Here is a 25803-nt window from a genome sequence, read left to right on the forward strand (position 1 = left end):
TTGGAATTGGACTTGAACTTGGACTTGGACATGAACAAGGAAATGGGCAAGGGCATAAAAATGAAAGGGGTGATTTGCGCATCGCTGCCTGATTTTGCACTTTGGCAAAGGCACCCAGGTGACAGTCGGGTCATTTCAGGCCAACGCTTGGCAAAGGTCTGCAAGTCCCGCTAGACTGTGTCCATGAAAATCATCGACTCCATCCTCACCGACGCGGCCAGCATCTCGGCCATTCGCAAAGACATTCACGCCCACCCCGAGTTGTGCTTCCAGGAAGTGCGTACGGCCGATGTGGTCGCCAAGCAGCTGACCGATTGGGGCATCCCCATCCACCGGGGCATGGGCACCACGGGCGTGGTTGGCATCGTGCACGGGCGTGACGGTGGCGCCTGCGGACGGGGCATTGGTTTGCGCGCCGACATCGACGCGCTGCCCATGCAGGAGTTCAACACCTTTGCCCACGCCAGCAAGCACCAAGGCAAGATGCATGCTTGCGGCCACGATGGCCACACCGCCATGCTGCTGGCCGCAGCCAAGCATTTCTCCAAACACCGCGACTTTGACGGTACGGTGTACCTGATCTTCCAACCTGCCGAAGAAGGTGGCGGCGGCGCTCGCGAAATGATCAAGGACGGCTTGTTCGACAAGTTCCCCATGCAAGCCGTGTTCGGCATGCACAACTGGCCAGGCGCGCCGGTGGGAACTTTTGCGGTCAGTGCCGGCCCAGTCATGGCGTCCAGCAACGAATTCAAAATCGTGGTGCGCGGCAAGGGCAGCCATGCCGCATTGCCGCACAACGGCATCGACCCTGTGCCGATTGCCTGCCAGTTGGTGCAAGGCTTTCAGACCATCATCACCCGCAACAAGAAACCCGTCGATGCGGGCGTGATTTCGGTCACCATGATTCATGCGGGTGAAGCCACCAACGTGGTGCCTGACTCGTGCGAGTTGCAGGGCACCGTGCGTACTTTCAGCATCGAGGTGCTCGACTTGATCGAGTCCCGCATGCAGAAGGTGGCCACTTCAATTTGCAGCGCATTTGACGCCACCTGCGAATTCGAGTTCATCCGCAACTACCCCCCCACCATCAACAGCGCTCCGGAAGCTGACTTCGCCCGCCAGGTGATGTCGGGCATCGTGGGTGCAGAGCAAGTTTTGCCCCAAGAGCCCACCATGGGCGCAGAAGACTTCTCGTACATGCTTCAGGCCAAGCCTGGGGCCTATGTGTTCATCAGTAACGGCGACGGCGCCCACCGCGAAATGGGCCACGGCGGCGGCCCCTGCACCTTGCACAACCCCAGTTACGACTTCAACGACGACCTCATCCCCCTGGGCGGCACTTATTGGGTGGAATTGGCCACGCAGTGGCTGGCCAAGCCCACTCAAACGGCCTGACCGGAAACCGGCATGAATGCAGTTCAAAACGGCTTTTCCAAAAGCTACGCTGAGGCCCGCCAAAAATTCCACAGCGTCGCACAGGCTGCCGGCCTGCAGGTTGACGCCAATGTCCACCCGCTAGCGGGTCGTGATGGCGAAGAACTGGCCATGGATGTGGTGTTTGACGGTACGCCAGATGCCTCCAATTTGCTGGTCGTCAGCAGCGCCTGCCACGGCGTGGAAGGCTATTGCGGCTCAGGCGTACAAGTGCACGCTTTGCAAAACACCTCATGGCGCGAAGCCGCCAAGGCCAAGGGCGTGGCTGTGCTTTACATCCACGCACTCAACCCGCACGGGTTCTCACACGTCAGGCGGGTGACCCACGAAAACGTGGACATCAACCGCAACTTTCAAGATTTCAGCCACGCCCTGACAGACAACCCGGCCTACCGCGAAATCCAGCCCCTGTTGTTGCCCGACGTGTGGCCACCGGACGCCGCCAACGCGGCAGCGACCGACCATTACATTGCCGAGCGCGGAATGAAAGCCTTTCAGGCGGCCATCTCCAAGGGGCAACACGAATTTCCGGACGGTTTGTTCTTTGGTGGCCAAGCGCCCACCTGGAGCAACCTCAGCTTGCGCAAGGTGCTGCAAAAATATGGCCAGAATTGCCAGCATTTGGCCTGGATTGACCTGCACACCGGTTTGGGCCCGAGCGGCGTGGGCGAGCGCATTTTTGCTTGCGCCGACGATGCAACGGCTTACCAGCGCGCCAAAGCCTGGTGGGGCCAGGGCATCACCTCGATCTACGACGGCTCGTCGAGTTCCCCCATGCTGACTGGACTGATGTGGATGGCCGCCTACCAAGAGTGCCCGCAAGCAAAGTACACCGGCATTGCCATGGAGTACGGCACGCAGCCGCCAGACAAAGTCATGCACGCCTTGCGCGGTGACCATTGGCTGCAGTTGCACCCTGAAGCACCTGAAGCCTTGCGTGGGCAAATCAAGCAAGCGCTGATGGACGCGTTTTATACAGACACCGACGCTTGGCGCACCCAGATCGTCGACCAAGCCATGGGCGCCATGCACCAAGCCGTCACGGGCCTGGGCGCCTGATTGAGACAATGAACACTCCCCGCGTTTTGGTTTTAGGTGGCAGCGGCTTTGTGGGCCGCCAAGTCTGCGAACAATTGGCCCGTTTGGGCTGGCACATCACCGTGCCCACCCGCCGCGCGGTCAATGCCGCCAGCGTGCAGAGCCTGCCAGGGCTGACCGTCATCGAAGCCTCGGTGCACAACGAAGCCGATCTGGCCCGATTGATGCCCGGGCACGATGCGGTCGTCAACCTGATCGCGGTGTTGCATGGCAGCGAGGAACGCTTCGAACAAGTGCATGTCGACTTGCCGGGCAAGATCGCCAGCGCCATGAAAAAAACGGGTGTACACCGACTTGTGCACGTCAGCGCTTTGGGTGCCGACCCGCAAGGCCCGTCGATGTACCAGCGCAGCAAGGCGCGCGGCGAGACTGTGCTGCACAACGCCAAGCTGGCCATGACAGTTTTGCGCCCCAGCGTGATCTTTGGGGCCGAAGACAAATTTTTGAATTTGTTTGCAGACCTGCAAGCGGTGGCACCTTTCATGCCGCTGGCCGGCAGTGGCACACGTTTTCAGCCTGTTTGGGTGGGCGATGTGGCGCGGGCGGTGGTGACTTGTTTGCAAAAACCGGACACCACAGGTCAGACCTATGAATTGTGTGGCCCTGATGTGCTGACCCTCGGCGAGTTGGTCAAACTGTCGGGGCAATGGGCCGGGGTGAACCATGGCAAAGGCCGTCCCGTGGTCGGCTTGCCAATGTGGGTGGGCTGGCTGCAAGCGCTGGCCATGGAACTGGCCCCGGGTGAACCGCTCATGAGCCGAGACAATCTGGCCTCCATGGCGGTGGACAACATCGCCACCGGTCAACGGCCAGGCCTTGCAGCGCTGGGCATCGCGCCCGCCTCTGCGGCAGGAGTCGCCCCCACCTACCTGGGCCATCGCGGACCTCGCAGCAAAATGAACCGCTGGCGCGCACAAGCGGGCCGCTGACCATCGCGTCCTTTCATGGCGGCACTCCTGGTGCTGCCAGTGCGGTTGAATCATTGCAAGCGCTCAGGCTGGGGTTGAGGTGCCAAGTCCCGTTAACATCCCATCTCTTGTCACGGGAGAAAACATGGTCCAGCTGTACATCGCCAACAAAAACTACTCGTCCTGGTCGATGCGGCCCTGGGTGCTGCTGCGCCAGGCGGGCATCGATTTTGAAGAAATTTTTGTCCGATTTGACAGCTTTGCACCCGACTCGCAGTTCAAGGCGGCACTGAAAGGCATCAACCCGGCGGGCAAGGTGCCAGTGCTGGTGCACGACGGTCTGGCCGTGTGGGACTCCCTGGCCATTGCCGAATACGTGGCCGAGCAATTCCCGGAAAAGAAACTTTGGCCCACCGACCGCGCGGCCCGAGCACGCGCCCGCAGCGTCTGCGCCGACATGCACAGTGGCTATTTGGGCCTGCGCAGTGCCTGCCCAATGAACATCGAAGCGCAACTGCCCGACATTGGCGCCCTTGCCCTGCGCGACAAACCCGCTGTGCGTGCCGACCTGGACCGACTTTGTAACTTGTGGAGCGGCCTGCTCAGGGAACACGGTGGCCCCATGCTGTTTAGCGACTTCAGCGTGGCCGATGCCTACTTTGCGCCTGTGGTCATGCGTCTGAATACCTACGTATTGCCCGTGCCCGCCGATGTACGTGCTTACATGGACCGTGTGCGCGCCTTGCCCAGCGTGAAAGCCTGGACCCTTGGCGCGCTGGCCGAGCAGGACTTCATCGACTTTGAAGAGCCTTTCCGGCTTCACCGCTGAAGGCAACTATGGCTGTTTTTGTCGTCGGCGGTGCGGTGCGCGATGCCTTGATGGGCTTGCCCGTGAACGACCGCGACTGGGTGGTGGTGGGCAGCACGCCCGAGGCCATGGCCGCGCAAGGCTATTTGCCGGTGGGCAAAGACTTTCCGGTTTTTTTGCACCCTCGCACCCGCGAAGAATATGCCCTGGCCCGCACCGAGCGTAAAACCGCCCGAGGCTACAAAGGCTTTGCGGTGCAGGCCGACCCGGGTGTCACGCTCGAAGAAGACTTGGCTCGGCGCGACCTGACAATCAATGCCATGGCGGTGCCGGAGTCTGAGGCAGCCGCCTTGCAGTCATCTGTGCCGGCAGAGAAGGCGAGTCGGGCACCCGCTTGGCTGGATGAAGTGATTGACCCCTGGGGAGGCCTGGCCGACTTGCGCGCCAAACAACTGCGCCATGTGACGGCCGCTTTTGCGGAAGACCCGGTGCGCATCTTGCGCGTGGCCCGCTTTGCTGCTCGCTTCAACGACTTTGCCGTGGCCCCCGAGACCATGGCACTCATGCAGGGCATGGTCGAAGACGGTGAAATCAACCACTTGGTGGCAGAACGGGTCTGGCAAGAGTTGTCCAAGGGCCTGATGAGCACGCAGCCCTCGCGTCTGTTTGAAGTGCTGCGGGCCTGTGGCGCGTTGAAAGTCTTGCTGCCCGAACTGGACCGCCTGTGGGGCGTGCCGCAACGGCCCGAATACCACCCCGAGGTAGACACTGGCGTGCACATGATGCTGGTGATGGACGTGAGCGCCCGGCTGAACATGCCACTGGCCGTGCGCTTGGCCTGCCTGATGCACGACCTGGGCAAAGGCACCACGCCTGCGGAGGCGCTGCCCCGTCACATCGGTCACGAAGACCGCAGCGTGAAACTTTTGCAAAAGGTCTGCGAACGCCTGCGCGTGCCCAGCGACTGCAAAGAACTGGCCGAGGTGGTGGCGCGTGAACATGGCAACATCCACCGCAGCGCAGCGCTGGGGCCAGAGGCAGTGCTGCGCTTGCTGGAACGCTGCGACGCGATTCGCCAACCTGAGCGTTTTGTGCGGGTGCTGCAAGCCTGCGAATGCGATGCACGCGGGCGCTTAGGGTTTGAAGAGGTGGCTTACCCACAAGCGGCCCGACTGATGCAAGCCCAACATGCAGCGCTGTCGGTCCTGACGGCACCGATTGCACAAGCGGCGGCTAGCGAGGGTTTGGCAGGCCCGGAAATTGGCAAACGGATCGCGCAAGCGCGGCTGAAGGCGATCGGTCAAGCACTGGGCTGAAGCAGAGACCTGCAACAGACCCACTCAGGTCAACTCACAGGTGAGAACGTGTCCAGTCGGCAATGTCTTGCGCCGTGCGGAAGGCGCCGGCCTGACGGGCGACTTCTTTGCCACCGATGAACAAAGCCAGGGTGGGGATGCTGCGGATGTTGAAGCGGGCTGAGATGGCCTGCGCGTCTTCGGTGTTGAGTTTGGCTACCCGGACATCGGGCTCCAGAAGGCTGGTAGCTTGCTCGTAAGCGGGCGCCATCATTCGGCAAGGACCACACCAAGGCGCCCAAAAATCCACCAGCACGGGCACGTGGCTGCGGCCAATGTGCTTGTCAAAAGTACTGGCGTCCAGTGCAAGTGGGTGCCCCCCAAAAAGGGCCTGGTGGCATTGTCCGCAATCGGGTGCAAGGCGCATATCGGCCACACGCACCCTGTTGGTGGTGTGGCAGTGCGGACAAACAATGTGCAAGGCTTCGGCCGAATCCATCATGAAACTCCCCGTGTTCAAAACCACTCAGGTGCCATGCTCGACGATTCAGATGCCTTGCAGGTTGACTCAGGTCAACGAGAGCGAAAGAACCGAGTCAGCGTGCAGGTGGACGGCGTGGTGCCATCGGTGCGCGGCCTGCCAGGTGACGGAAGCTGATGCGGCCTTTGCTCAGGTCATAGGGCGAGAGCTCCAGCGTCACACGGTCACCCGCCAGAATGCGGATGTGGTTTTTGCGCATTTTGCCAGCCGAGTAGGCGATCAATTGGTGGCCGTTGTCCAGCGTCACGCGAAAACGCGTGTCGGGCAAAACTTCGTTCACCACACCCATCAGTTCAATCAGTTCTTCTTTAGCCATTTAAAACGTCTTTCTCAAAGCAGGATCGGTTTGGAGGTCTGGCGCTCCACCCACAACATGCCTTCGTCGAGGGCATATTGGCTGGCGGCGTCAGGCGTTGCAAATTCGGGCACAAAACGCATCACACGGTCAGTGCTGGCGCTGCCACGGCCACTGGCCACGGACACCTGGGCGCCAAAAGCGCCATTGGGCAAAGCCCTGGAGCAGGGTTGAATTCGGAATTTTCCCATGGAGATGGGTTGGTGTGAACAGTATTGAATGGTCATATATTTTAACGAAGGGGGTCGAGCCGCTTTTTTGCCCCTCGGGAGGCTGTCAACGGCTCGTGTATTGGCATGTCCTGCTGCCAAAAAAAGCCCCCGATGTGCAAGCCCTGAGGTCTGCCAAAGAACATCACCGTGCAGAGGTGCGTCAAAAGGAAGCAAAAAAATCGTCTGGGCCCAGCTCGAAAAAGAGCATGGCGGGCGATGTGCACAGTGGAGGACAAGACTGGCATCCCTCTGCCGGGATGCGCTATCGGCTCAGAAAGAGCGTGATGGGCATAAGTCGCCAATGGCGTGTCGCACTGTACCACGCTAACGGTTTTGATGCTTTTGCAAGCTTTCGGACTCACAACCACTTGGCGATCAGCGCGGCCACCATGCTCAGCAACAAGGTGCTGGTCAGGGGCACAAACCATTCGCGCCCAAACAGGCGAAAGCGGAAGTCACCCGGCAGGCGGCCAAATCCAAATTTTTGCAGCCATTTTTGCAGGCCACTGAAAATGATCAAGGCCAAAAACACCACGATGAGCCAGCGCAACATAGCTTGCCTTGATGCCGTTTAAAGGCGATGCGACCGGTCACCCCGGGCAAAGCCCTGGGCCGACCAGTCGGCTGCTGTGGCAAAGCCGATCACTTTGAACAGCTCGCCCATTTCATGCTCATTGATCAGACGCTGCGCCTGGCTGCGCTCAGGCAATGTCGCGGACGACATGCGCTCGGCCAAGCCCAAGTTCAACAAAAACCAGGCCTGACTGGCATAACCCAAGACTTCCAGCCCGGCGTTTTGTGCTGCCAGGGCCACCCCTGTGAAGTTGACATGGGCTGTGATGTCTTTTTGGCCCACGGCCACCAGTGGGTTGTCGTCGGCCTGGTGCAACTGGTGGCACATGACCGTGCCCATGTGGCGTTGCGGGTGAAAGTATTCACCTTCAGGAAAGCCGTAATCCAGAAAAAATGCGGCACCGCCCCGGCCCGCCAACAGCCGCTCGGCCAGGCTGGCGACAAAGGCCTCGGCCTGGGGGTGAATCTCGGTCAGGTAATCGTGTTCGCCTTCGATGTCGAGAGGGGGACGCAAGTCGGTGACTCGGTCTTGCCAGGCAAAACCCTCGCCAGCCGAGATCACGCCTCGTTCATGCCATACGCCTTGTGTGCGCTGCAGCAGTTGCACGGGCATGGCATCCAGCACCTCGTTGCCCACCACCACACCCTCGATGGCATCTGGCCAAGCATCGAGCCAGCGCACCTTGTCGGCGTACTTCAGCAAGGTGTCTGCCTGGCGGGCGCGCAAGCTGCCCGACAAGTCGACGATGGTGTACCTGTGCACGGCATCGCCCAGACTGTCCAACAACTGCAAGGCCAGGGCGCCGGTGCCGGCACCAAACTCCCACACCTCGCGGGTCCGCGTGGCCTCCAGGGCCTGGCGCACTTGGATCGCCAAGGTCTGGCCAAAAAGCGGGGACAAGCCCGGTGCGGTCACGAAATCGCTGCCCGACGAGGGCATGGTGCCAAATTTTTGTAGCGCATTGGCGTAATAGCCCAGACCCGGCTCATACAACGCCATCGCCATGAAACGGTCAAATCCCAGCCAGCAGCCAGCTTGGGCGATGGCGTGCTGGATACGTTGGTGCAATTCTGAGGGGCCGATGGCATTTGACGGGTTCACGCGGTGATTGTCGCCGAAGGGCCATGGCATCTTGGGGGGTCAAAATGGGCGAAAAGGGGCTCGCATGCGCGGCTTGCCCGATAATTGGATTCTTTGTTGGTCTTCTTTATTCTGTACAGCCCGAGCTGTCAGGCCATCTATCCATGAAACAAGTTCTGGTCACCGGAGGCGCGCACCGCCTGGGCGCAGCGATTGTTCGCCAATTTGCGGCGGCCGGATGGCGCGTGTGGTGCCATTACCAGCGCTCGGAAACGGCTGCTCGGGCCCTGCAAACCGAATTGCAAGCCACAGGCGCACAAGTTGAGCTGGTGGCGGCCGATCTCGGCCAAGCCCACGAAGTCGAACAAATGCTGGCTCGCATCGGGCAAAGCCACGGCCCGCTGCATTGCCTGGTGAACAACGCCTCTTTGTTCGAACCGGACTCTGGCACCGAAATGAACCTGCCCGCTGCACGCCAGCAGCTTGAAGTGAATCTGATGGCTCCGCTGGCTTTGGCCTCGCTCATGACCAGGCAAACCGCACCCGACGTCCGGCCTGGTGAGCGCAGCGTGATCCATATCCTGGACCAAAAGGTGTTCAACCTGAATCCCGATTATTTTTCCTACACCGTGTCCAAGCTGGCGCTGGAGCGCTCGGTGGCACTGCAAGCCCAGGCCTTGGCGCCAGCGCTGCGCGTTTGTGGCGTGGCCCCGGGCCTGATGTTTTTAAGCGGGCCGCAAACGCAAGACAACTTTGACCGGGCCAGCCGCGTCAACCTGCTGCGCCAGCCGATTGACCCGACCCAGGTCGCAGCCACCTGCCTTTTTCTGGCACAAAACCCCTGCATCACCGGCACCACGGTCTGCGTGGACAACGGCCAGCATCTGGTGCCCCTGGAGCGCGATGTGATGTTTCTGGCAGATATCACCAAGACGAAAGCCGACGCATGAACGATGCCGTCAACGCACTGGCGCTGGACTGCCGCCGCCTGTTTCTGCGCAACCACACGGTGGATGTGCGCATCGGCGCACACGACTTTGAAAAGCTCGGCCCACAGCGCATCGTCTTCAACGTGGAGTTGTTCGTGCCCTACAGCGAATCCACCCCCATGCAAGACGAATTGTCCGAAGTGGTGGATTACGACTTCATCCGCGAGGTGATTGCAAAGCGCGTGGCGAAAGGCCACATCGTGCTGCAAGAAACCCTTTGCGACGATTTGATGCGCGAGCTGATCGCGCATCCTCAGGTGCTGGCCGTGCGCCTGTCCACCTGCAAACCCGATGTGTACCCAGACTGCGAAGCGGTCGGGGTTGAAATTTTCAAGATCAAATCTGCCCCATGAAAACCCCTGCCGGACACCAAACCCTGGAGCTCACCGGTTTGCGCTTTAATGCCAACCTGGGCATCCTGGAACACGAAAAAATCGACCCGCAACCGATCCAGGTCGATGCCGAGCTGAACCTGGGTTCGCAAGCGGTTTTGCCCAGCGACGATGACATCATGCATGTGCTGGACTACCGCAAAGTGCGCAAAATCATCATTGAGGAATGCACCGCCGAGCACGTGAACCTGTTGGAAACACTGATCGGCAAACTCTCCAACCGCCTGATGCAATTGCCAGGTGTGCTGGGTGTGCGTGTCAAGATTGCCAAACTTGAAATTTTTGAAGACTGCGAAGTGGCCATTCGCATGGAAACAGGACAGTGGTGAAGCCATGAACACAGCAACCAACAACACTTGGGTCGAGCCCGAAGTGAGCGATGCGGCCAAGGCCGTCAAGATCGAACGCGAAATCCACAAACTGGAAAAGCGCCTTTGTCGCCAAATGGGTCAGGCGATCTCCGACTTCAACCTGATTGAAGAAGGCGACCGCATCATGGTCTGTATGTCGGGCGGCAAGGACAGCTACGGCATGCTGGACATCTTGCTCAAAATGAAGGCCCGCGCCCCGGTCGACTTCAAGCTGGTGGCAGTCAACCTGGACCAAAAGCAGCCAGGTTTTCCCGACCATATCCTGCCCGCCTACCTGAAAGAGCTCGGCGTTGAATTCCACATCGAAACGCAGGACACTTATTCGATCGTCAAGGACAAGATTCCCGAAGGCAAGACCATGTGCAGCCTGTGCTCTCGTCTGCGGCGGGGCATTTTGTACCGCGTTGCGCGTGAGCTCAAATGCAACAAGCTGGCTCTGGGCCACCACCGCGATGACATGCTCCAGACTTTCTTTTTGAACATGTTTTTTGGCGGCAAGCTGAAGGGCATGCCACCCAAATTGGTCAGCGACAACGGCGAATTCATGGTGATACGGCCACTGGCCTATGTGGCCGAGACCGACCTGATCCGTTGGGCAGAGCACCGACAGTTCCCGATCATCCCCTGCACACTGTGTGGCAGCCAGGAAAATCTGCAGCGCGTGCAGGTCGGCAACATGCTGCGCGAGTGGCAAAAAAAGCACCCTGGCCGCATTGAAAACATGTTTTCGGCCCTGCAGAACGTGGTCCCTTCGCATTTGATGGATGCCAAACTGCATGGCTTCAAAAGCCTCAAAATCACCGGCATCGAATCGGATGAAGGAGACAAGGCCTTTGATGAAGAAAGTTTCTCTGAACCCGGTTTGCCGGGGATTCAGGTGATCTCGGTCTAAATCCCCTCGGGAGGTGTGCCATGAACAGGGAAATTCGACGCTTGTTTGGACTGGTCTGCGTTCTGGCCTTGAGCCTGCTGACAGGTTGCGCCTCCATGCGCATCATCGACAGCGACGTCGTATCGGTGGCTGCCGTACCAACCGGCATGAGCTTGCAAGGCGCCAAATACCGGTTTGAACGGCTGCCCTCGCAAGTCAACAACCCAGAAGCTGGACTGGCCGAACAACAGGCCCAGGCGGCCATGACGGCGGTGGGTCTGGTGCGCGACGATGCGAGCGCTCAAATCAGCGTGCTGGTGAATTTTTCGGGTGTGCAGTACCTGGCCGACCCTTGGGGTCGCCCTTTGCCTCCGGGCTGGACGCCCTATGGGAACATCTACCTGGGCAGCGGCCTCGGACCCCATGTTGGCTTGGGAATGGGCATGGGCATGCGCTTTCCGCCACCCACGCATTACCACCGGGAAGTGGGGCTGATCATGCGCGACCTCAAAACAGGCCAAGTGGTCTACGAAACCCGGGCCTCGCACGACGGGCCTTGGCGAGACAACAACACCATTTTTGCCACCTTGTTTCAAGCCGCACTGGCCAACTTCCCGAACCCGCCTGCAGGCCTGCGCCGGGTGAACATCGAACTGCCACGCTGACCCAAGGACTTCATGGACGCCACCCGCATTCTGGCCATTCGGCACGGAGAAACCGCCTGGAACGTGGACACCCGACTCCAGGGGCATCTGGACATTCCACTGAATGAAGTGGGGCTGCGACAGGCAAGCCATCTGGCGCAAGCCTTGGCACAGCGCGACACGGTCGATGCCATTTATGCCAGTGATTTGTCGCGCGCCCACGCCACTGCCAGTGCGATTGCTCAGGCCATGGGCCAAACAGTGGCGGTGCATGCTGGTCTGCGCGAGCGGCATTTTGGTGTGTTTCAGGGCCGCACATTTGCCCAAATCGAAGCCGAATTGCCCGAGCACGCGCTTCAATGGCGCAAGCGTGTGCCCGAATGGACGCCCCCCGGTGGTGGCGAGTCTTTGGTCATGCTGCATGAGCGCATCCTGAACACCGTCGATGAACTGGCCGTGCAACACCCAGGCGAGCAAATCGTTTTGGTTGTGCACGGTGGCGTGCTTGACGTGTTGTACCGCGCGGCCACCCGCCTGACGCTGCAAGCCCCGCGCACCTGGCAGCTGACCAACACCGCCGTCAACCGGCTGCTGTGGACACCACAAGGGCTTTCACTGGTGGGCTGGGGCGACACCTCGCATCTGGAGGCGCTGGGCGAAGACGAAACAACGACCTGAAGAGATTGGATTTGCAGACGCTCAGCGTGGCGTCAACCGCATCGATCAGAGTCGGTCGCCAAACGACTTGGGCGGCGTAACCCCCAAATGCTTGAACGCAGCCAAAGTGGCCATGCGACCGCGTGGTGTGCGTTGCAAGTAGCCCTGCTGAATCAGATACGGCTCGATCACGTCTTCGATGGTGTCGCGTTCTTCACCGATGCTGGCAGCGATGTTGTCCAGCCCAACCGGGCCACCATCAAATCGGTGGATCACGGCTTCCAGCAGTTTGCGGTCCATCAGATCAAAGCCTTCCGGGTCAACGTCCAACATGACCAGGGCCGACTCCGCCAGGCCTTTGTGGATGGTGCCATCGCCTTTCACATCGGCATAGTCACGCACCCGGCGCAGCAGGCGGTTGGCGATGCGCGGCGTGCCACGTGAGCGGCGGGCGATCTCGAAAGAGCCTGCAGCATCGATCGGCGCCTTGAGCAAACCTGCGCTGCGGGTGACGATGCGGGTCAGCTCTTCGGGCGTGTAAAACTCCAGCCGCGAAACGATGCCAAAGCGGTCGCGCAGCGGGTTGGTGAGCATGCCCGCACGGGTGGTGGCGCCCACCAGCGTGAAGGGTTGCAAGTCGAGCTTGATGCTGCGGGCGGCAGGGCCTTCGCCGATCATGATGTCGATCTGGTAGTCCTCCAGCGCGGGGTACAAGATCTCTTCGACCACGGGCGACAGCCGATGAATCTCGTCAATGAAGAGCACATCGTTGCGCTCCAGATTGGTCAAAAGCGCGGCCAAATCCTTGGGTTTTTCGAGCACCGGGCCGCTGGTCTGGCGCAGGTTCACACCCAGCTCGGCCGCGATGATGTGGCTGAGCGTGGTTTTACCCAAACCCGGCGGGCCAAACAGCAGCACATGGTCCAGCGGTTCTTCGCGCATCTTGGCCGCGCTGATGAAAATCTCCAACTGCTCGCGCACCTTGACTTGGCCCACGTATTCATCGAGCAGCTTGGGCCGCAGGGCGCGTTCGATGGCCTCTTCTTGATGGGACACGGGGGCCGCAGAAATGACCCGGGGTTCGGGCTGCGGGGCAAAGTCGTCGGTGCGGATGCTCATGACAATGACTGGGTGGCTTTAATAGGAATTGCGGGAGGTACCCGATGCTAAAAATGATGTGGATTTAGAGCAGTTGGGGTGCGTGTTGGAGCAATACTTGTTCAGCCCTAACGCCATAAAACTGGCGACTAAGACTGAAAAAACGATTAAGTTTTCCATCGGAGGGCAGCAGGTGAACTTGAGCCAATTTGCGCATGGCCTCTGAGTGATCACTAGACGATTTTTCAAATCCGTCTAGTTCCTGCCACCAACTTTTCCGCATTGCTCTCAAATAAGGACTATCTAGGTTTAACTGCCGGATGGTGTACTCGGCTTTAAGGTATTCAACGGTGGAGGGAGCCAAATTTGGATTCGGAATGATTCGGCCATCGGAGAGGTACCGAAAGAAAGGTGCCGAGCTGATTGCCTGGTATGGATGAATAAATTGAGTCATATCAACTGATTGCGCTTTTAAAGGAGCATGCCCACCAAACAAGCTCACGCTCAAGCCCTCAGATTGCGCTTTAAGTTTTATAAATCCTGAGTTGCTGTCGATTGCGCAGGCAGCAAGATTTTTCGGATCAAAGGTACGCGCTGGGTTTTGGCTTTTGTTTTCAACATGCTCAATGTGGTATCCCAATTCTTCCTCGTCTGCCCTTACCTCGCTATAACAGCAAAGGTGATATTGCTCTGCTAGCAAAGCATTCAGAACTGAAGATTTGTTTCCGAATCTGTCCCATGCGCGTGTTGCCTCACCTGATGTGCTTGGGGATTGCCGACCCCGCAGAGGCAAGTAGCCCTGATTCGCCAAGTCTTTAACAACTACTCTCATTTTTTTAGAGCCTCCATACGTCGAATGTTTCGTTGCAATGTAAGGAGTTGAGGGTGGTGTTCACCCAGTTGGTCTTTCAAAAGTGAAAATAATTCCTCTACCCGCGGTTGGCTGTATTGACCTGTATCTACCAATTCAGTCAACTCATCCAACTGCGGTTTTTCTTGAATCGGTGGTTGGGGATCAACCTGTTGGACACGGTGCATCACATCGCTGCTAGGCTGGCCGTAGGTCATGGCCAAAGGCATGTGAGCAGCGTTGCCGCTAAGCACGCGGATGTTTTCTCGGTGGATGGTGCTGAGCACCTGCGGGCTGTGAGTCGTGACAATGAATTGCGTCAACGGAAAAGTTCTCATCAAATCCTGCAGCACGCGCTGCTGCCAGGACGGATGCAGGTGCAGGTCAATTTCGTCCACCAGCATGATGGCAGGGGCACTCATGGGCAGTGCCTCATGGAATGGGTCGGCAGTAGGGATGCCCAAGCTTGCCAGCTGCACAATCGCCTGATGGATCGTCTGGATAGCGTAATCGTCGTCCTTGTATTCCAGATGCGGATTTGCAATGGCCAGGCGCCGCGCAAAGTCCATGGCCAGGGCAAGCATGCTCTGATAGCCTTGGCTGAGTTGCTCGACCAGCATAGGAGCGCCGTCGCTCTCACGCGTGAGCATGAACTTGTGCTTGCTGTTGAAGTGGGGATTTCTGAACTGCCCCAACAGACCAACAACAGCAGCGCGGACGGCATCAAGCGACTGGAAAGGCAAAAATTTATCGCCCACCAAGCCCTTGTTTTCTCGCAGTTCAGAGGACTCCTCCAGATCAAACCACTCCAACATTTCACGGAAGTCGCTGGCAGGGTCGAGGCAGTCATAAAGCGCTGCAGTTGGGTGGTCGTAGTTAAGTTTGGCTTCCCGCAGACGTTCTGGCACCTTGATGCTGCCTCGACTGGCACCGTAATAGGCAAAGGTGGGGGTCAACCCTGGAGTGGCTGTCTTATAACTGGCATAGATTGCTCCAAGATACTCCTTTAACTGCGTTTCGCCCCACTTTTCGGGCGGCTCCACCCCCTTGGCGTTGCCAGACGGTCGCCAGTAGTCCCACCGCAGGTCACCATGGGCTTCCACCATGACTTGGGCAAAGTCTGCTTTGGCCCATTGGTTTTTTCCGCCACGGCCCGTGGTGGCCTCAAGGCGAAAGTCAGCGTCCTTGATACCCCTACCGCTCAAACGCTGATTTGCAGATGACAGGTGAGATAACACAGGGGTGAGCGCGGTGGCAATACCGTCCAGCAAAGCAGTCTTGCCTGCGCCGTTGTTTCCAACAATGACTGTAAGTTGGGGGTGCAGTTCTAGCCTGAGGTGTTCAAAGCACCTGAAGTTGTTCAGCGTGACAGATTTAAGTCGCATTGTGAAAGTCTCTCGTTTTGAAGGTTCGACTCATTTCGGCCAGTCAAATCTGCCCCAAACTCCACGCCTTGGGGTCGGTCTTGCATTGCCTCACCTCCATTTTTGCATGCAATCATTTAACCAATGATCCATTTACTGGCACACACTTATCATCAGATGCAATATTGATAACAAAGGGCTCCCTATAATAAATACACACACCGATTGGATATAAGATTTGGCTTGTATCGACAATATCAAGCCTCTTAACATCGGGACCAATTTTCAAAAAATACACCTTTCTGAATGCAGTTACGGGGGATTTATTTGCAAGACTTCCAAGCACCCCCCCCATTAACCCTGACTGCAATTGCCCCATGGCACTGTAATTAAAAATATTTCGTGTATCGATGTATGCAGCTTGAGCCACCAATGCGCCAATTTGTGAACCTGTGGTGTTGCCCGATCTGGACTCATCGATCAGTTGAGCCCCCATCACACGCCCGAAAATGGTCACAGACTCTTCCCACTTTTTATATCTATCAGCCCAATATTGAGCCTGCTCTGCCTCCGGCAGTTTTGCAACACGCGCCCTTTCAGCAACTTCTTTAAAGTGCGACGAAAGCTCGGCTCCAAATTCTTTGGCAAAAACCAATTCAGCAGTTTTAAGCAAGTCAAAATCTGCGTAGCTACGAAAAAGCTCTAGTCTTTTATGTTCAATCTTAAAACTCTCTGAACGACCATAGGTTTTTATTGATTCCTTTAACGCATCTTCAGTAAAAGTTTGGGCACCAGCTCGGAGAATCTCTGGTCGGTTTTTGAATAGCTCTTGAACAGTTATCTTTTGACTTGCCGTTGGCTCCTCAAGGAATCGATAAGCTGCCTCTAAATTTCCATCTTTAAAGTTAGACAACCCACGATCAAAATTCGATGGAGCAGTAACACAGGCAGTCACCATCAGCAACGGAATAAGCCACAAGATTGTTTTCATATAATTAATGAAAGAAATTTATTTATTCAAGGCCTTGAGTGCCAGCTTGATGCCCTCGCTCACGCCCACATCGGCGGGCAGGCTCTTGAGGGCAGCCGCTGCCTCTTTGTCACTGTAGCCCAGCGCCAGCAAGGCTTGCTGGATGTCGTTTTGGGCATCGCTGGTGTTCGTGGCAAACAGGCCGCCCAGGTCACCCCCCAGCTTGCCTTTGAGTTCGAGCAACAGGCGCTCGGCGGTTTTCTTGCCAATGCCCGGCACTTTGACCAAGCGCCCGACTTCTTGCGTGGTGATGGCCTGCGCCAGGTCTGACACGCTCATGCCCGACAACACGCTCAAGGCCGTGCGGGGACCGACGCCGGAAATCTTGATGAGCTGGCGAAAGGCCTCACGCTCTGACAAGGTGGCAAAGCCGTAAAGAATCTGCGCATCCTCGCGCACCACAAAGTGCGTGACCAGACTGACTTTTTCACCGGTCGCAGGCAGGTTGTAAAAAGTGCTCATGGGCACGTTGACCTCGTAGCCCACGCCATGGCAATCCACCACCACCTCGGGTGGGTTCTTGTCGCTCAGGATGCCTGTGAGTTTGCCAATCATGGGGGGCCTTTAGGTTGCATTGATATGGAGGAGAATCGGGGCTCCTCGGCCGGCAAATAACCCAGCGAAACCACCACGAACAGGATTATCCACTTGATCGTCAGACACACCTTCACCCCGCACAACAATACCCGCCTGGCACACCTGTGCGGTCCGATGGACGCGCACCTGCGCACGATCGAAGCAGGCCTGCAAGTGGGCATCGCGCACCGCCATGAGCAATTCAAGGTGGACGGGCCCAAGGCCGTGGCCGTGCGTGCCATGGAGATTTTGCAAGCCATATATGAGCGGGCCGACCGCCCGATTGCCCCTGACATGGTGCAACTGATGCTGGCCGGAGACCCCGCCGCAGAGACAGGCATGACGCCACCCGACTTGCAAACCCGCCGTGCCGACCTGAAGGCCCGCACGCCCGTTCAGGCGGCGTACCTTGAAAATATCGCCACCCACGACATCACCTTTGGCATCGGGCCTGCGGGCACCGGTAAAACCTATCTGGCCGTGGCCTGTGCGGTGGATGCGCTGGAGCGGGCCAGTGTTCAACGCATCGTGTTGACGCGGCCAGCCGTGGAAGCCGGCGAAAGACTGGGCTTTTTGCCCGGCGACCTGTCGCAAAAGGTCGACCCTTATTTGCGCCCGCTGTACGACGCGCTGTACGACCTGATGGGTTACGACAAAGTACAAAAGGCCTTCGAGCGCAACGCCATCGAGATCGCGCCGCTGGCCTTCATGCGCGGGCGCACACTCAACAACGCTTTCGTGATCCTGGACGAAGCGCAAAACACATCGACCGAACAGATGAAGATGTTCCTGACCCGGATCGGCTTTGGCGCCAAGGCGGTGGTCACTGGCGACGTCAGCCAGGTCGACCTGCCAAAGAGCCAGCTCAGTGGCCTGATCGACGCCGAACGGGTGCTCAAACGCGTCAAGGGCATCGCCTTTACCCGCTTTTCGAGCGCCGACGTGGTGCGTCACCCCCTGGTTGCCCGCATCGTGGATGCCTACGATGCGCAAGGCAGCGCCGTCTTGCGCGCGGGCATATCGACCCGCCGCAAACCTCTGCCCGCCGACGAATGACACAGACCCAACCGACATGGCACTGAAACAACTCCAACTCTCGCTTCAATTCGGCGACATCCCCCACGCCGCCCGACACCGCGCCGCCCTGCCCCGCCATGCGGTCACCCGCGCCATCCGCCACGCGCTGGCAGACGATGCCGAGATCACGGTGCGCATCGTGGGCGAAGAAGAAGGCCGGAGCCTGAACAGCAGCTACCGCAAAAAGGACTACGCCACCAACGTGCTGACCTTCGACTACGCACAAGAACCTGTGGTGATGGCCGACCTGGTGTTGTGCGCGCCGGTGGTGGCCCGCGAGGCGAAAGAGCAGGGGAAAACGCTGGCCGCGCACTACGCACACTTGCTGGTGCATGGTGCTTTGCATGCCCAGGGCTGGGACCACGAAACCAGCGAGGCCGACGCTGAAGAGATGGAGGCCTATGAGATCGACATCCTGACCGGGTTGGGACTCAAGAACCCGTATAAGTGACTGAGTGAGGTTTCGGTTGACAACCGAAATCGTTGTGCATGTCAACAACTCGTGAATTTTGAACAGCAGCCAAGGTGAATGGGGCGATGCGGTGGGCACCGATTTTCGGTACCCCGTCATGAGGTGCCCGCCACATCGCCCCATTCACCGCTCTCACATCAAATTTAGAGCTGCCGAACCTTCACACTCTTGCCCTTGACCTTGCCGTGTGACAGCTGCGTCTCCACCTTGCGGGCCAGTTCAGCCTGAACCGCCACATAAGTCGAAAACTCGTTCACATTGATCTTGCCCACCTGCTCACGGGTGAGGCCGCATTCGCCAGCCAGCGCGCCCATCACATCGCCCGCACGGATTTTTTCTTTGCGACCACCGACGATTTGCAAAGTGCGCATGGGCGGTTGCAAGAGGCCACCGGGGGCTGGGTTCAAATCAGAAATCGGCGCCCAAATGGACTCGCGGCCTTGCATCAGCTCGATCTTGCCGACCGAACCCATCTCGTCCATGCTGACCAGCGTCAGCGCCAGCCCTTCGGCGTCGCCCCGTCCGGTGCGGCCGATGCGGTGAATATGGATTTCGGAGTCGGGTGTCACATCGACGTTGATGACGGCTTCCAGGCCTTCCACGTCCAAGCCACGTGAGGCGACATCGGTCGCCACCAACACCGAGCAACTGCGGTTGGAAAACTGCACCAGCACCTGGTCGCGTTCACGCTGCTCCAGCTCGCCAAACAAGGCCAAGGCGCTGTAACCCTGCGCCTGCAGCACGGCCACCAGATCACGGCATTGCTGCTTGGTGTTGCAAAAGGCCAGCGTGCGCTCTGGTCGGAAATGCGCCAGCAGTTTAGACACGGCATCCAGTCGCTGGCTTTCGCTCACCTCGTAACAAATTTGGCGGATTTTGTGGGCGCTGTGTTGCGCTTGGACCTTCACTGTTTGCGGGGCGCGCATGAACTGCGCCGCCAGCTTGGCGATGCCTTCGGGGTAAGTGGCCGAAAACAGCAAAGTTTGCCGGTCTTTGGCACATTGGCGCACCACCTTGGCAATGTCATCAAAAAAGCCCATGTCCAGCATGCGGTCGGCTTCATCAAGCACCAAGGTGTTCACGCCCGCCAGACTGAGTGAGCCCCGCTCCAGATGGTCCAGGATGCGGCCAGGCGTGCCCACCACCACATCGGCACCATGCTCCAGGCTCACGGTCTGGCCGCGCAAGGGTACGCCACCGCACAAGGTGACCACTTTGACGTTTTGGCGTGCGCGGGCCAAGCGCCTGATTTCCTGGGTGACCTGATCGGCCAGTTCGCGCGTGGGGCACAAGATCACGGCTTGGATGGCGGTACTGGGAGACCCGGCGCTTTGCAGGCGCTCAATCAGAGGCAACCCGAATGCGGCTGTTTTGCCACTGCCGGTGCTGGCCTGCGCGATCAGGTCTTGCCCGTCCAGGGTCAACGGCAAACTGGCGGCCTGAATGGGCGTCATCTGGGTGTAGCCCAGCTGCTCGAGGTTTTGAAGGGTGGCGGGGGCCAGTTGGAGCTGGTCAAAGCGAGCAGATGTCGCGGCAAGAGAGGTTGCAGTCATGCGGGGATTATCGTTGGACGCCCCCCGACAAAACCTCAGGCCGTCATGCGCATCGGAATCGTGATCGGCCCGTCGTTGACCAAAGAGACCTTCATGTCGGCGGCAAAGCGCCCGGTTTGCACCTCTGGGTGGGCTTTTCGGGCTTGCGCCACAAAATGCCCATACAGGTGAAGACCTTCTTCAGGCGTTGCGGCCTGGGTGAAGCTGGGGCGGTTGCCGCCTGCCACATCGGCCGCCAGTGTGAACTGGCTGACCACCAGCAAACCACCGCCCACATCCTGCAGGCTCAGGTTCATCTTGCCTCCAGCATCACTGAAGATGCGCAACTTCAGTATCTTGGCCAGCATCTTGTCGGCCACCGCTTCGGTATCGCCCTTTTCGGCGCACAAAAGCACCAGCAGGCCGGTACCAATTTGACCGATCACGACACCTTCGACCCGGACACTGGCTTCGCTCACACGTTGCAGCACCGCGATCATTTCAAATCCCGGGGGTCGTCGAAGTGCGCTTCCACATCACTGGGCAAGAGCTGGATGGAGGCGCGCAATCCGGGGACTTCGCTCATCAGGGCCTGCTCCACACTGCCGCGCAAAGCGGCGGCCCGCCCCAAAGTCCAGCTGGCGGGCATGTGCATGTGCACATCCACAAAACGGCGCTGCCCGGCTTTGCGGGTGTTCAGGTGGTCAAAGCGGATGATTGCTGTCTCGCCACGCTGGTGTGCAAAGCCATCCAGCACCTTCTGGACATCGGCCAGGATCTCGGGCTCCAGCGCCTCGTCCATCAAGCCTTGGGAGGAGCGCCAGATCAGGCTCCAGCCTTCTTTCAAAATATTCAGGGCCACACCGATCGCCACAGCAGCATCCAGCCACAACCAGCCGGTCATGCTGACCAGGGCGATGCCCACCACCACCCCGGCCGAGGTCCAGACATCGGTCACCAGATGGCGGGCATCGGCTTCTAGGGCCAGCGAGCGGTGCTGCCGTGCTGCACGAAACATCAGCCAGGCCAGCAAGCCATTCAGGGCCGAACTGCCCACCGACAAGGCCAGGCCCCAGCCGACTTGCTCGATGGGCTGAGGGTCAAACAAGCGATGAACGGCCACCCAGATGATGCCCAGCGCGGCCACCCCAATCAGGATGCCCTCAAATCCGGAAGAAAAATACTCGGCCTTGTGGTGGCCGTAGGGGTGCGCCTCATCGGCCGGGCGCGCTGCGATGGTGACCATCATCAAACCAAAGATGGCGCTGGCCAGGTTGACCAGCGACTCCATCGCATCCGACAGCAAACCCACCGAATCGGTCAGCCACCAGGCCCCTGTTTTCAGGCCAATCGTGACCAAGGCCACCACCACCGAAGCCCACAGCATGCGCGTGGGGTTCATCCAGGAATCAATGATTTTCATGGGCTCAGGATAACCCTATGGGATGAGCACACCGTGCGCCACGCCCCGGTCAAGCCAGCGTCACCTTGGCAAATTTTCGCTTGCCCACCTGAACAATGTAAGTGCCCGCTTCGAGTTTCAAACCCTTGTCGCTGACCACACTGGAGTCGACTCGCACGCCCCCACCGTCCACCAAGCGCCCCGCCTCCGTGGTCGATGGCGCCAACCCGGCTGACTTGAGCAAGGCCCCGATGCCCATCGGAGCCCCTGTCAAAGACACTTCAGGGATGTCATCAGGCACGCCGCCCTTGCTGCGGTTGATGAAGTCCTGTTCGGCGGCATCGGCTGCGGCCATGTTGTGAAAGCGTGCTGTGATCTCTTTGGCCAGCATGACCTTGGCGTCCTTGGGGTTGCGCCCGCCTTCGACTTCTTTTTTCAAGGCCTCAATTTCCGGCATCGACTTGAACGACAGCAAGGTGTACCAACGCCACATCAGCGTGTCGGAAATGCTCAACACCTTGGCGAACATGGTGTTGGGCTCTTCTGCGATGCCGATGTAGTTGTTTTTGGATTTGGACATTTTGTCCACGCCGTCCAGGCCCTCCAGCAGCGGCATGGTCAAAATACATTGCTGCGCCTGCCCGTATTCGGCTTGCAAGTGGCGGCCCATCAGCAGGTTGAACTTCTGGTCGGTACCGCCCAGCTCCAGGTCCGATTCAAGGGCGACCGAGTCGTAGCCCTGCATCAGGGGGTACAAAAATTCGTGCACCGAAATCGGCGTGCCTGCCTTGAATCGGTCATGGAAGTCGTTGCGCTCCATCATGCGGGCCACGGTGTATTTGGCCGCCAGCTGAATCATGCCCATGGAGCCCAAGGGCAGCGACCACTCACTGTTGTAACGAATTTCGGTTTTGGCAGGGTCCAACACCAGGCTGGCCTGCTTGTAATAGGTCTCTGCGTTGAGCTTGATCTGCTCGGGTGTGAGGGGCGGGCGGGTGCTGTTGCGCCCCGAAGGGTCCCCGATCAGGCTGGTGAAATCGCCGATCAAAAAGATGACCTGATGGCCCAGATCCTGCAACTGGCGCATTTTATTGAGCACCACGGTGTGGCCTATGTGAATGTCGGGCGCCGTCGGGTCCAAGCCCAGTTTGATGCGCAAAGGAACGCCTGTAAACTCAGATTTGGCCAGCTTTTGCAGCCAGTCCTCTTTGGGAATCAGCTCGTCGCACCCCCTCAAGGTGACTTCCAAAGCATTAAGGGTCTTGTCCGTGACCGGGAATTTTGTAACAAGCGCTTGATTCATAAGGGTTTTTTCTGAAGTCAAAGGGGTATAGACCGGTACAATGGCTCTAAATCTACAAGTCGCCCATTTTAGGGCGGCCTGAATGTGCAGATCGCGGCACCTCATCGCTAAAACGATGGGGGACGTGAAACACTCCCGAATTGATGCAATTTATCTCCTCAATCCAGTCCCGTCTGGTCTCACTGTTCGTCGGCTTCCTGTTCCTTTGCACCGCTGTGCTGGGTGCTTTGCTGATCGCCACCCAGCGCATGCTGGCTTGGCTGGATGGACAGCACCCGCAACTGGTGTTGCCAGTCCAGGCTTTTGCACGCTGGCTGACCCGACACCCCAAAACCATCAGCGCCACGCTGGCCGCCATTTTGCTGGCTGGCGGTGGTGGCGCATTTGCCATCGCCAACCTCGGCCCCGATATTGCCGAACAACCCGTCACCACGGTGGTGGTGCCTGTCGCGATTGCAAAACTGGAAGACCAGGCCCTTTCTCTTGACCTGATCGAGATGCGCCTGACACGCACCGACAGCACCCGTTCTTCAGACACGGCTGAAAGTTTGCTGCGCCGTCTGGGCTTGGTTGACCCGGAAGCTGCCCAATATTTGCGCACCCACCCATTGGCCAAACAGGCGCTGAAGCAAGCTGGGCGCTCCGTCGTGGCTGAAGCGGATGGACAACAACGCTTACGCCAGATCAATGTCCGCTGGCTCAACAACGAATCCGATACTTTTTTCCAGCGCCTGGTGATCCAGCGGACTGAGCAGGGCTTGAAAGCAGCCCTGGAAACCTCACCAATGACCACCAGCATCCGCATGACTGGCGGCACCGTGGCGAGATCTCTCTACGACGCTGCCGATGAAGCCCGCCTGCCCGATGCCGTCATCAGTCAGCTGACCCAGATTTTCTCCAACCAGATCGACTTTCACCGCAGCTTGCGCAAGGGTGCCCGCTTTTCAGTGGTCTATGAAGTTCTAGAAGCCGACGGTGAGCCGATCCGCACTGGCCGCGTCTTGACGGCCGACTTCAACAACGGCAACAAAACTTATGAAGCTGTCTGGCACCAAGAACCCGGACAAAAGGGCAACTATTACGGCATGGATGGCAAAAGCCTCAGCCGTACTTACCTGGCATCGCCAGTGGCTTTCTCTCGCAAGACCAGCGGTTTCGCGATGCGCCTTCACCCCATCTTCCAGACCATGAAAGCCCACCTTGGCGTGGACTATGCCGCGCCGACAGGCACACCCGCCCAGACGGTGGGTGATGGCGTTGTCGAATTCGCAGGTGTGCAAGGCGGTTTTGGCAACACGGTGATCATCCGGCACGGCAACAACCATTCAACCGTTTATGCCCACCTCAGCCGGATTCAGGTCCGAAAAGGTCAAACTGTTCAAAAGGGCCAAGCCATTGGCGCAGTGGGCACCACAGGTTGGTCAACAGGTCCGCATTTGCACTTTGAATTTCGCGTGAACGGAACACACGTTGATCCCCAGAAATTGATCCAGCAAGCCCAAAGCACGCCACTCAGCCCAGCCGCCACGGCGCGCTTCAAATCAGTCTCAGAGCAGGCTAAATCGCAGCTGCTGGCCGCAGCACAAATGAGAGAAGGCGCTGTGCAGTGATCTTCAAGGGCTGCAAAAGCCCTCTGTTGATGCACGGCCTCTCGGATTTGTGAACTCTGCGTCAGCCACCCTGCCAGTAGAGCGGATTACGCATTCCCGCCCCCTCACTCACCCCGCCGAATGACCGCCTACTTCATTGGCCTGATGTCAGGCACCTCGCTCGATGGCGTCGATGGCGTATTGGCACACATTGACGCTCAAGGACAGGTCAAAGTTGAAGCCCATGCTTTTGAGACTTTTGACACCCCTTTCCAAGCCGAATTGATGGCCCTCAATCAAAGTGGCCCGGACGAGTTACACCGCAGCTCGCTGGCTGGCAATCAGATCGCACGCCGTTATGCCGAGGTAGTCAAAGCCCTGCTGCTGCAAAGCGGTTTGCAAGCAGCGGACATCACAGCCATCGGTGCGCACGGGCAAACCGTGCGTCACCGCCCCCTTGAATTCGATGCTGACCCAGCCCGCCAGCAAGCAGCCGTGGGCTACACGCTGCAACTGATCAACCCCTCCTTGCTCGCCGAGTTGACCGATATCGATGTGGTGGCCGACTTTCGCAGCCGCGATCTGTCTGCGGGCGGCCAGGGCGCCCCGCTGGTGCCAGCCTTCCACCACGGCGTGTTCGCTCGCCCCGATGCTTGCGTGGCGGTGCTCAACATCGGAGGCATCTCCAACCTCAGCATTCTTCAGCCGAACGGCGACGTGCTGGGCTGGGACTGCGGCCCTGGCAATGCCTTGATGGATTTTTGGTGCGCAACACACACGGGGCAATCTTTTGACCGGGATGGCGCCTGGGCAACACAAGGCCATGTTTTGCCCGAGTTGCTGGGCCAGTTCATGGCAGAGGTTTTTTTGCACCGGTCACCCCCCAAAAGCACGGGGCGTGACCTGTTCAACCCGGCTTGGCTGCAGGCGCATTTGCCTGCAGACACCCCACTCAGAACGCAAGACGTTCAGGCCACTTTGACCGAGTTCACTGCCCTGTCTTGTGCAAGCGATGTCCAGCGGTATGCGGTCAAGGCTGAGGAGTTGATTGTGTGTGGGGGGGGCGCCTTGAATGCGCAACTGATGCGTCGACTGGCACACCATTTGCCAGATTTGCAAGTCATCAACAGCGGCAAAAGAGGTTTACCCCCTTTGCAGGTGGAGGCAGCCGCATTTGCATGGCTGGCCTTCAAAACCACACGACGCGAGACAGCGAGCCTGCCAAGCGTCACGGGCGCCAGAGGCGCCCGGGTGTTGGGGGCCGTTTACCCCCGGTGATGC

The 25803-nt window shown here is 58.7% G+C and carries 29 protein-coding genes; 15 read left to right on the forward strand and 14 right to left on the reverse strand.

Translation table 11 applies throughout. The features are described 5' to 3' along the window. Window positions 1–183: 183 nt before the first annotated feature. From B9Z45_RS04850 to B9Z45_RS04870, 5 genes are all read left to right on the forward strand, one after another. A complete protein-coding gene (locus B9Z45_RS04850) occupies window positions 184–1395 on the forward strand; it encodes a M20 aminoacylase family protein (RefSeq protein WP_108406099.1) in 1212 nt (403 codons plus the stop codon). Window positions 1396–1407: 12 nt separating this feature from the next. Then, window positions 1408–2493 carry a M14 family metallopeptidase gene (locus tag B9Z45_RS04855; protein WP_108406100.1) on the forward strand — a complete coding sequence of 362 codons (1086 nt, stop codon included), beginning with the start codon at window positions 1408–1410 and terminating at the stop codon, window positions 2491–2493. Window positions 2494–2501: 8 nt separating this feature from the next. After that, a complete protein-coding gene (locus tag B9Z45_RS04860; RefSeq protein WP_108406101.1) occupies window positions 2502–3461 on the forward strand; it encodes a complex I NDUFA9 subunit family protein in 960 nt (319 codons plus the stop codon). A gap of 124 nt (window positions 3462–3585) precedes the next feature. Further along, on the forward strand, window positions 3586–4269 hold the full coding sequence (locus tag B9Z45_RS04865) for a glutathione S-transferase family protein (RefSeq protein WP_108406102.1): 684 nt from the start codon (window positions 3586–3588) through the stop codon (window positions 4267–4269). A gap of 8 nt (window positions 4270–4277) precedes the next feature. Next, on the forward strand, window positions 4278–5564 hold the full coding sequence (locus B9Z45_RS04870) for a multifunctional CCA addition/repair protein (protein WP_108406103.1): 1287 nt from the start codon (window positions 4278–4280) through the stop codon (window positions 5562–5564). Between the two features lie 34 nt (window positions 5565–5598). On the opposite strand, the gene trxC is transcribed toward B9Z45_RS04870, so the two are convergent. The 5 genes from trxC to B9Z45_RS04895 all read right to left on the reverse strand — a co-directional run bounded on the left by trxC (window position 5599) and on the right by B9Z45_RS04895 (window position 8356). Continuing rightward, the gene (gene trxC, locus B9Z45_RS04875) at window positions 5599–6042 is read right to left on the reverse strand and encodes a thioredoxin TrxC (RefSeq protein WP_370445807.1); all 444 of its coding nucleotides are present in this window, start codon (window positions 6040–6042) and stop codon (window positions 5599–5601) included. Between the two features lie 97 nt (window positions 6043–6139). Then, window positions 6140–6400 carry a translation initiation factor IF-1 gene (infA, locus tag B9Z45_RS04880; RefSeq protein WP_019426546.1) on the reverse strand — a complete coding sequence of 87 codons (261 nt, stop codon included), beginning with the start codon at window positions 6398–6400 and terminating at the stop codon, window positions 6140–6142. 14 nt (window positions 6401–6414) lie between these two features. Then, window positions 6415–6630 carry a hypothetical protein gene (locus B9Z45_RS04885; protein ID WP_233204898.1) on the reverse strand — a complete coding sequence of 72 codons (216 nt, stop codon included), beginning with the start codon at window positions 6628–6630 and terminating at the stop codon, window positions 6415–6417. A 379-nt stretch (window positions 6631–7009) separates the two neighbouring features. Beyond that, window positions 7010–7204 carry a DUF2905 domain-containing protein gene (locus B9Z45_RS04890; protein WP_108406105.1) on the reverse strand — a complete coding sequence of 65 codons (195 nt, stop codon included), beginning with the start codon at window positions 7202–7204 and terminating at the stop codon, window positions 7010–7012. 18 nt (window positions 7205–7222) lie between these two features. After that, window positions 7223–8356, reverse strand: a complete 1134-nt coding sequence (locus tag B9Z45_RS04895; protein WP_108406106.1) for a class I SAM-dependent methyltransferase — start codon at window positions 8354–8356, stop codon at window positions 7223–7225. 113 nt (window positions 8357–8469) lie between these two features. On the opposite strand from B9Z45_RS04895, the gene B9Z45_RS04900 reads away from it, so the two are divergent. The 6 genes from B9Z45_RS04900 to B9Z45_RS04925 are packed head-to-tail and all read left to right on the forward strand — an operon-like array spanning window position 8470 to window position 12250. After that, complete coding sequence (locus B9Z45_RS04900) at window positions 8470–9255, forward strand: SDR family oxidoreductase (protein WP_108406107.1); 786 nt, start codon at window positions 8470–8472, stop codon at window positions 9253–9255. Continuing rightward, a complete protein-coding gene (locus B9Z45_RS04905; RefSeq protein WP_108406108.1) occupies window positions 9252–9647 on the forward strand; it encodes a dihydroneopterin aldolase in 396 nt (131 codons plus the stop codon). Before B9Z45_RS04900 ends, B9Z45_RS04905 begins: the two co-directional genes overlap by 4 nt. After that, on the forward strand, window positions 9644–10015 hold the full coding sequence (locus B9Z45_RS04910) for a dihydroneopterin aldolase (RefSeq protein ID WP_108406109.1): 372 nt from the start codon (window positions 9644–9646) through the stop codon (window positions 10013–10015). Before B9Z45_RS04905 ends, B9Z45_RS04910 begins: the two co-directional genes overlap by 4 nt. 4 nt (window positions 10016–10019) lie before the next feature. Beyond that, window positions 10020–10949, forward strand: a complete 930-nt coding sequence (gene ttcA / locus B9Z45_RS04915) for a tRNA 2-thiocytidine(32) synthetase TtcA (RefSeq protein ID WP_108406110.1) — start codon at window positions 10020–10022, stop codon at window positions 10947–10949. A gap of 20 nt (window positions 10950–10969) precedes the next feature. Further along, a complete protein-coding gene (locus tag B9Z45_RS04920; RefSeq protein ID WP_108406111.1) occupies window positions 10970–11593 on the forward strand; it encodes a DUF4136 domain-containing protein in 624 nt (207 codons plus the stop codon). Between the two features lie 12 nt (window positions 11594–11605). Continuing rightward, the gene (locus B9Z45_RS04925; RefSeq protein WP_108406112.1) at window positions 11606–12250 is read left to right on the forward strand and encodes a histidine phosphatase family protein; all 645 of its coding nucleotides are present in this window, start codon (window positions 11606–11608) and stop codon (window positions 12248–12250) included. A gap of 45 nt (window positions 12251–12295) precedes the next feature. Here B9Z45_RS04925 and ruvB read toward each other — a convergent pair whose 3' ends face one another. From ruvB to ruvA, 5 genes are all read right to left on the reverse strand, one after another. After that, window positions 12296–13348, reverse strand: a complete 1053-nt coding sequence (gene ruvB, locus B9Z45_RS04930; RefSeq protein WP_108406113.1) for a Holliday junction branch migration DNA helicase RuvB — start codon at window positions 13346–13348, stop codon at window positions 12296–12298. A 64-nt stretch (window positions 13349–13412) separates the two neighbouring features. Then, window positions 13413–14159, reverse strand: coding sequence for a retron system putative HNH endonuclease (locus B9Z45_RS04935; protein ID WP_108406114.1), 747 nt, complete (start codon window positions 14157–14159; stop codon window positions 13413–13415). Next, complete coding sequence (locus B9Z45_RS04940; protein WP_108406115.1) at window positions 14156–15562, reverse strand: AAA family ATPase; 1407 nt, start codon at window positions 15560–15562, stop codon at window positions 14156–14158. The genes B9Z45_RS04935 and B9Z45_RS04940 overlap by 4 nt, the downstream gene beginning before the upstream one ends. A 112-nt stretch (window positions 15563–15674) precedes the next feature. Further along, a complete protein-coding gene (locus tag B9Z45_RS04945; RefSeq protein WP_108406116.1) occupies window positions 15675–16532 on the reverse strand; it encodes a hypothetical protein in 858 nt (285 codons plus the stop codon). 18 nt (window positions 16533–16550) lie between these two features. Continuing rightward, complete coding sequence (ruvA, locus tag B9Z45_RS04950; protein WP_108406117.1) at window positions 16551–17126, reverse strand: Holliday junction branch migration protein RuvA; 576 nt, start codon at window positions 17124–17126, stop codon at window positions 16551–16553. A 93-nt stretch (window positions 17127–17219) separates the two neighbouring features. On the opposite strand from ruvA, the gene B9Z45_RS04955 reads away from it, so the two are divergent. Together B9Z45_RS04955 and ybeY are read left to right on the forward strand one after the other, a co-directional pair. Next, window positions 17220–18203, forward strand: coding sequence for a PhoH family protein (locus B9Z45_RS04955; RefSeq protein WP_108406118.1), 984 nt, complete (start codon window positions 17220–17222; stop codon window positions 18201–18203). Between the two features lie 16 nt (window positions 18204–18219). After that, on the forward strand, window positions 18220–18675 hold the full coding sequence (gene ybeY, locus B9Z45_RS04960; protein WP_108406119.1) for an rRNA maturation RNase YbeY: 456 nt from the start codon (window positions 18220–18222) through the stop codon (window positions 18673–18675). 164 nt (window positions 18676–18839) lie between these two features. Here the strand turns inward: ybeY and dbpA are convergent, their stop codons facing one another. From dbpA to tyrS, 4 genes are read right to left on the reverse strand one after another with little or no spacing between them, the layout of a single operon-like run. Further along, window positions 18840–20249: an ATP-dependent RNA helicase DbpA gene (gene dbpA, locus B9Z45_RS04965; protein WP_108406120.1), complete on the reverse strand. Its 1410-nt coding sequence runs from the start codon at window positions 20247–20249 to the stop codon at window positions 18840–18842. Window positions 20250–20284: 35 nt separating this feature from the next. Then, window positions 20285–20728 carry a D-aminoacyl-tRNA deacylase gene (gene dtd / locus B9Z45_RS04970; protein WP_108406121.1) on the reverse strand — a complete coding sequence of 148 codons (444 nt, stop codon included), beginning with the start codon at window positions 20726–20728 and terminating at the stop codon, window positions 20285–20287. Then, the gene (locus B9Z45_RS04975; protein WP_108406122.1) at window positions 20725–21651 is read right to left on the reverse strand and encodes a cation diffusion facilitator family transporter; all 927 of its coding nucleotides are present in this window, start codon (window positions 21649–21651) and stop codon (window positions 20725–20727) included. The genes dtd and B9Z45_RS04975 overlap by 4 nt, the downstream gene beginning before the upstream one ends. A 49-nt stretch (window positions 21652–21700) precedes the next feature. Continuing rightward, window positions 21701–22933 (reverse strand): tyrosine--tRNA ligase, encoded by a 1233-nt coding sequence (tyrS, locus tag B9Z45_RS04980; protein WP_108406123.1) that lies wholly within the window; start codon window positions 22931–22933, stop codon window positions 21701–21703. Window positions 22934–23076: 143 nt separating this feature from the next. Between tyrS and B9Z45_RS04985 the strand changes: the two genes are divergently transcribed. Next, the gene (locus B9Z45_RS04985) at window positions 23077–24543 is read left to right on the forward strand and encodes a M23 family metallopeptidase (protein WP_108406124.1); all 1467 of its coding nucleotides are present in this window, start codon (window positions 23077–23079) and stop codon (window positions 24541–24543) included. 120 nt (window positions 24544–24663) lie between these two features. Further along, window positions 24664–25800, forward strand: coding sequence for an anhydro-N-acetylmuramic acid kinase (locus B9Z45_RS04990; protein ID WP_108406125.1), 1137 nt, complete (start codon window positions 24664–24666; stop codon window positions 25798–25800). The last annotated feature ends 3 nt before the right edge of the window (window positions 25801–25803 follow it).

It is taken from the genome of Limnohabitans sp. 2KL-17, assembly GCF_003063415.1.
Lineage (GTDB): Bacteria > Pseudomonadota > Gammaproteobacteria > Burkholderiales > Burkholderiaceae_C > Limnohabitans_A.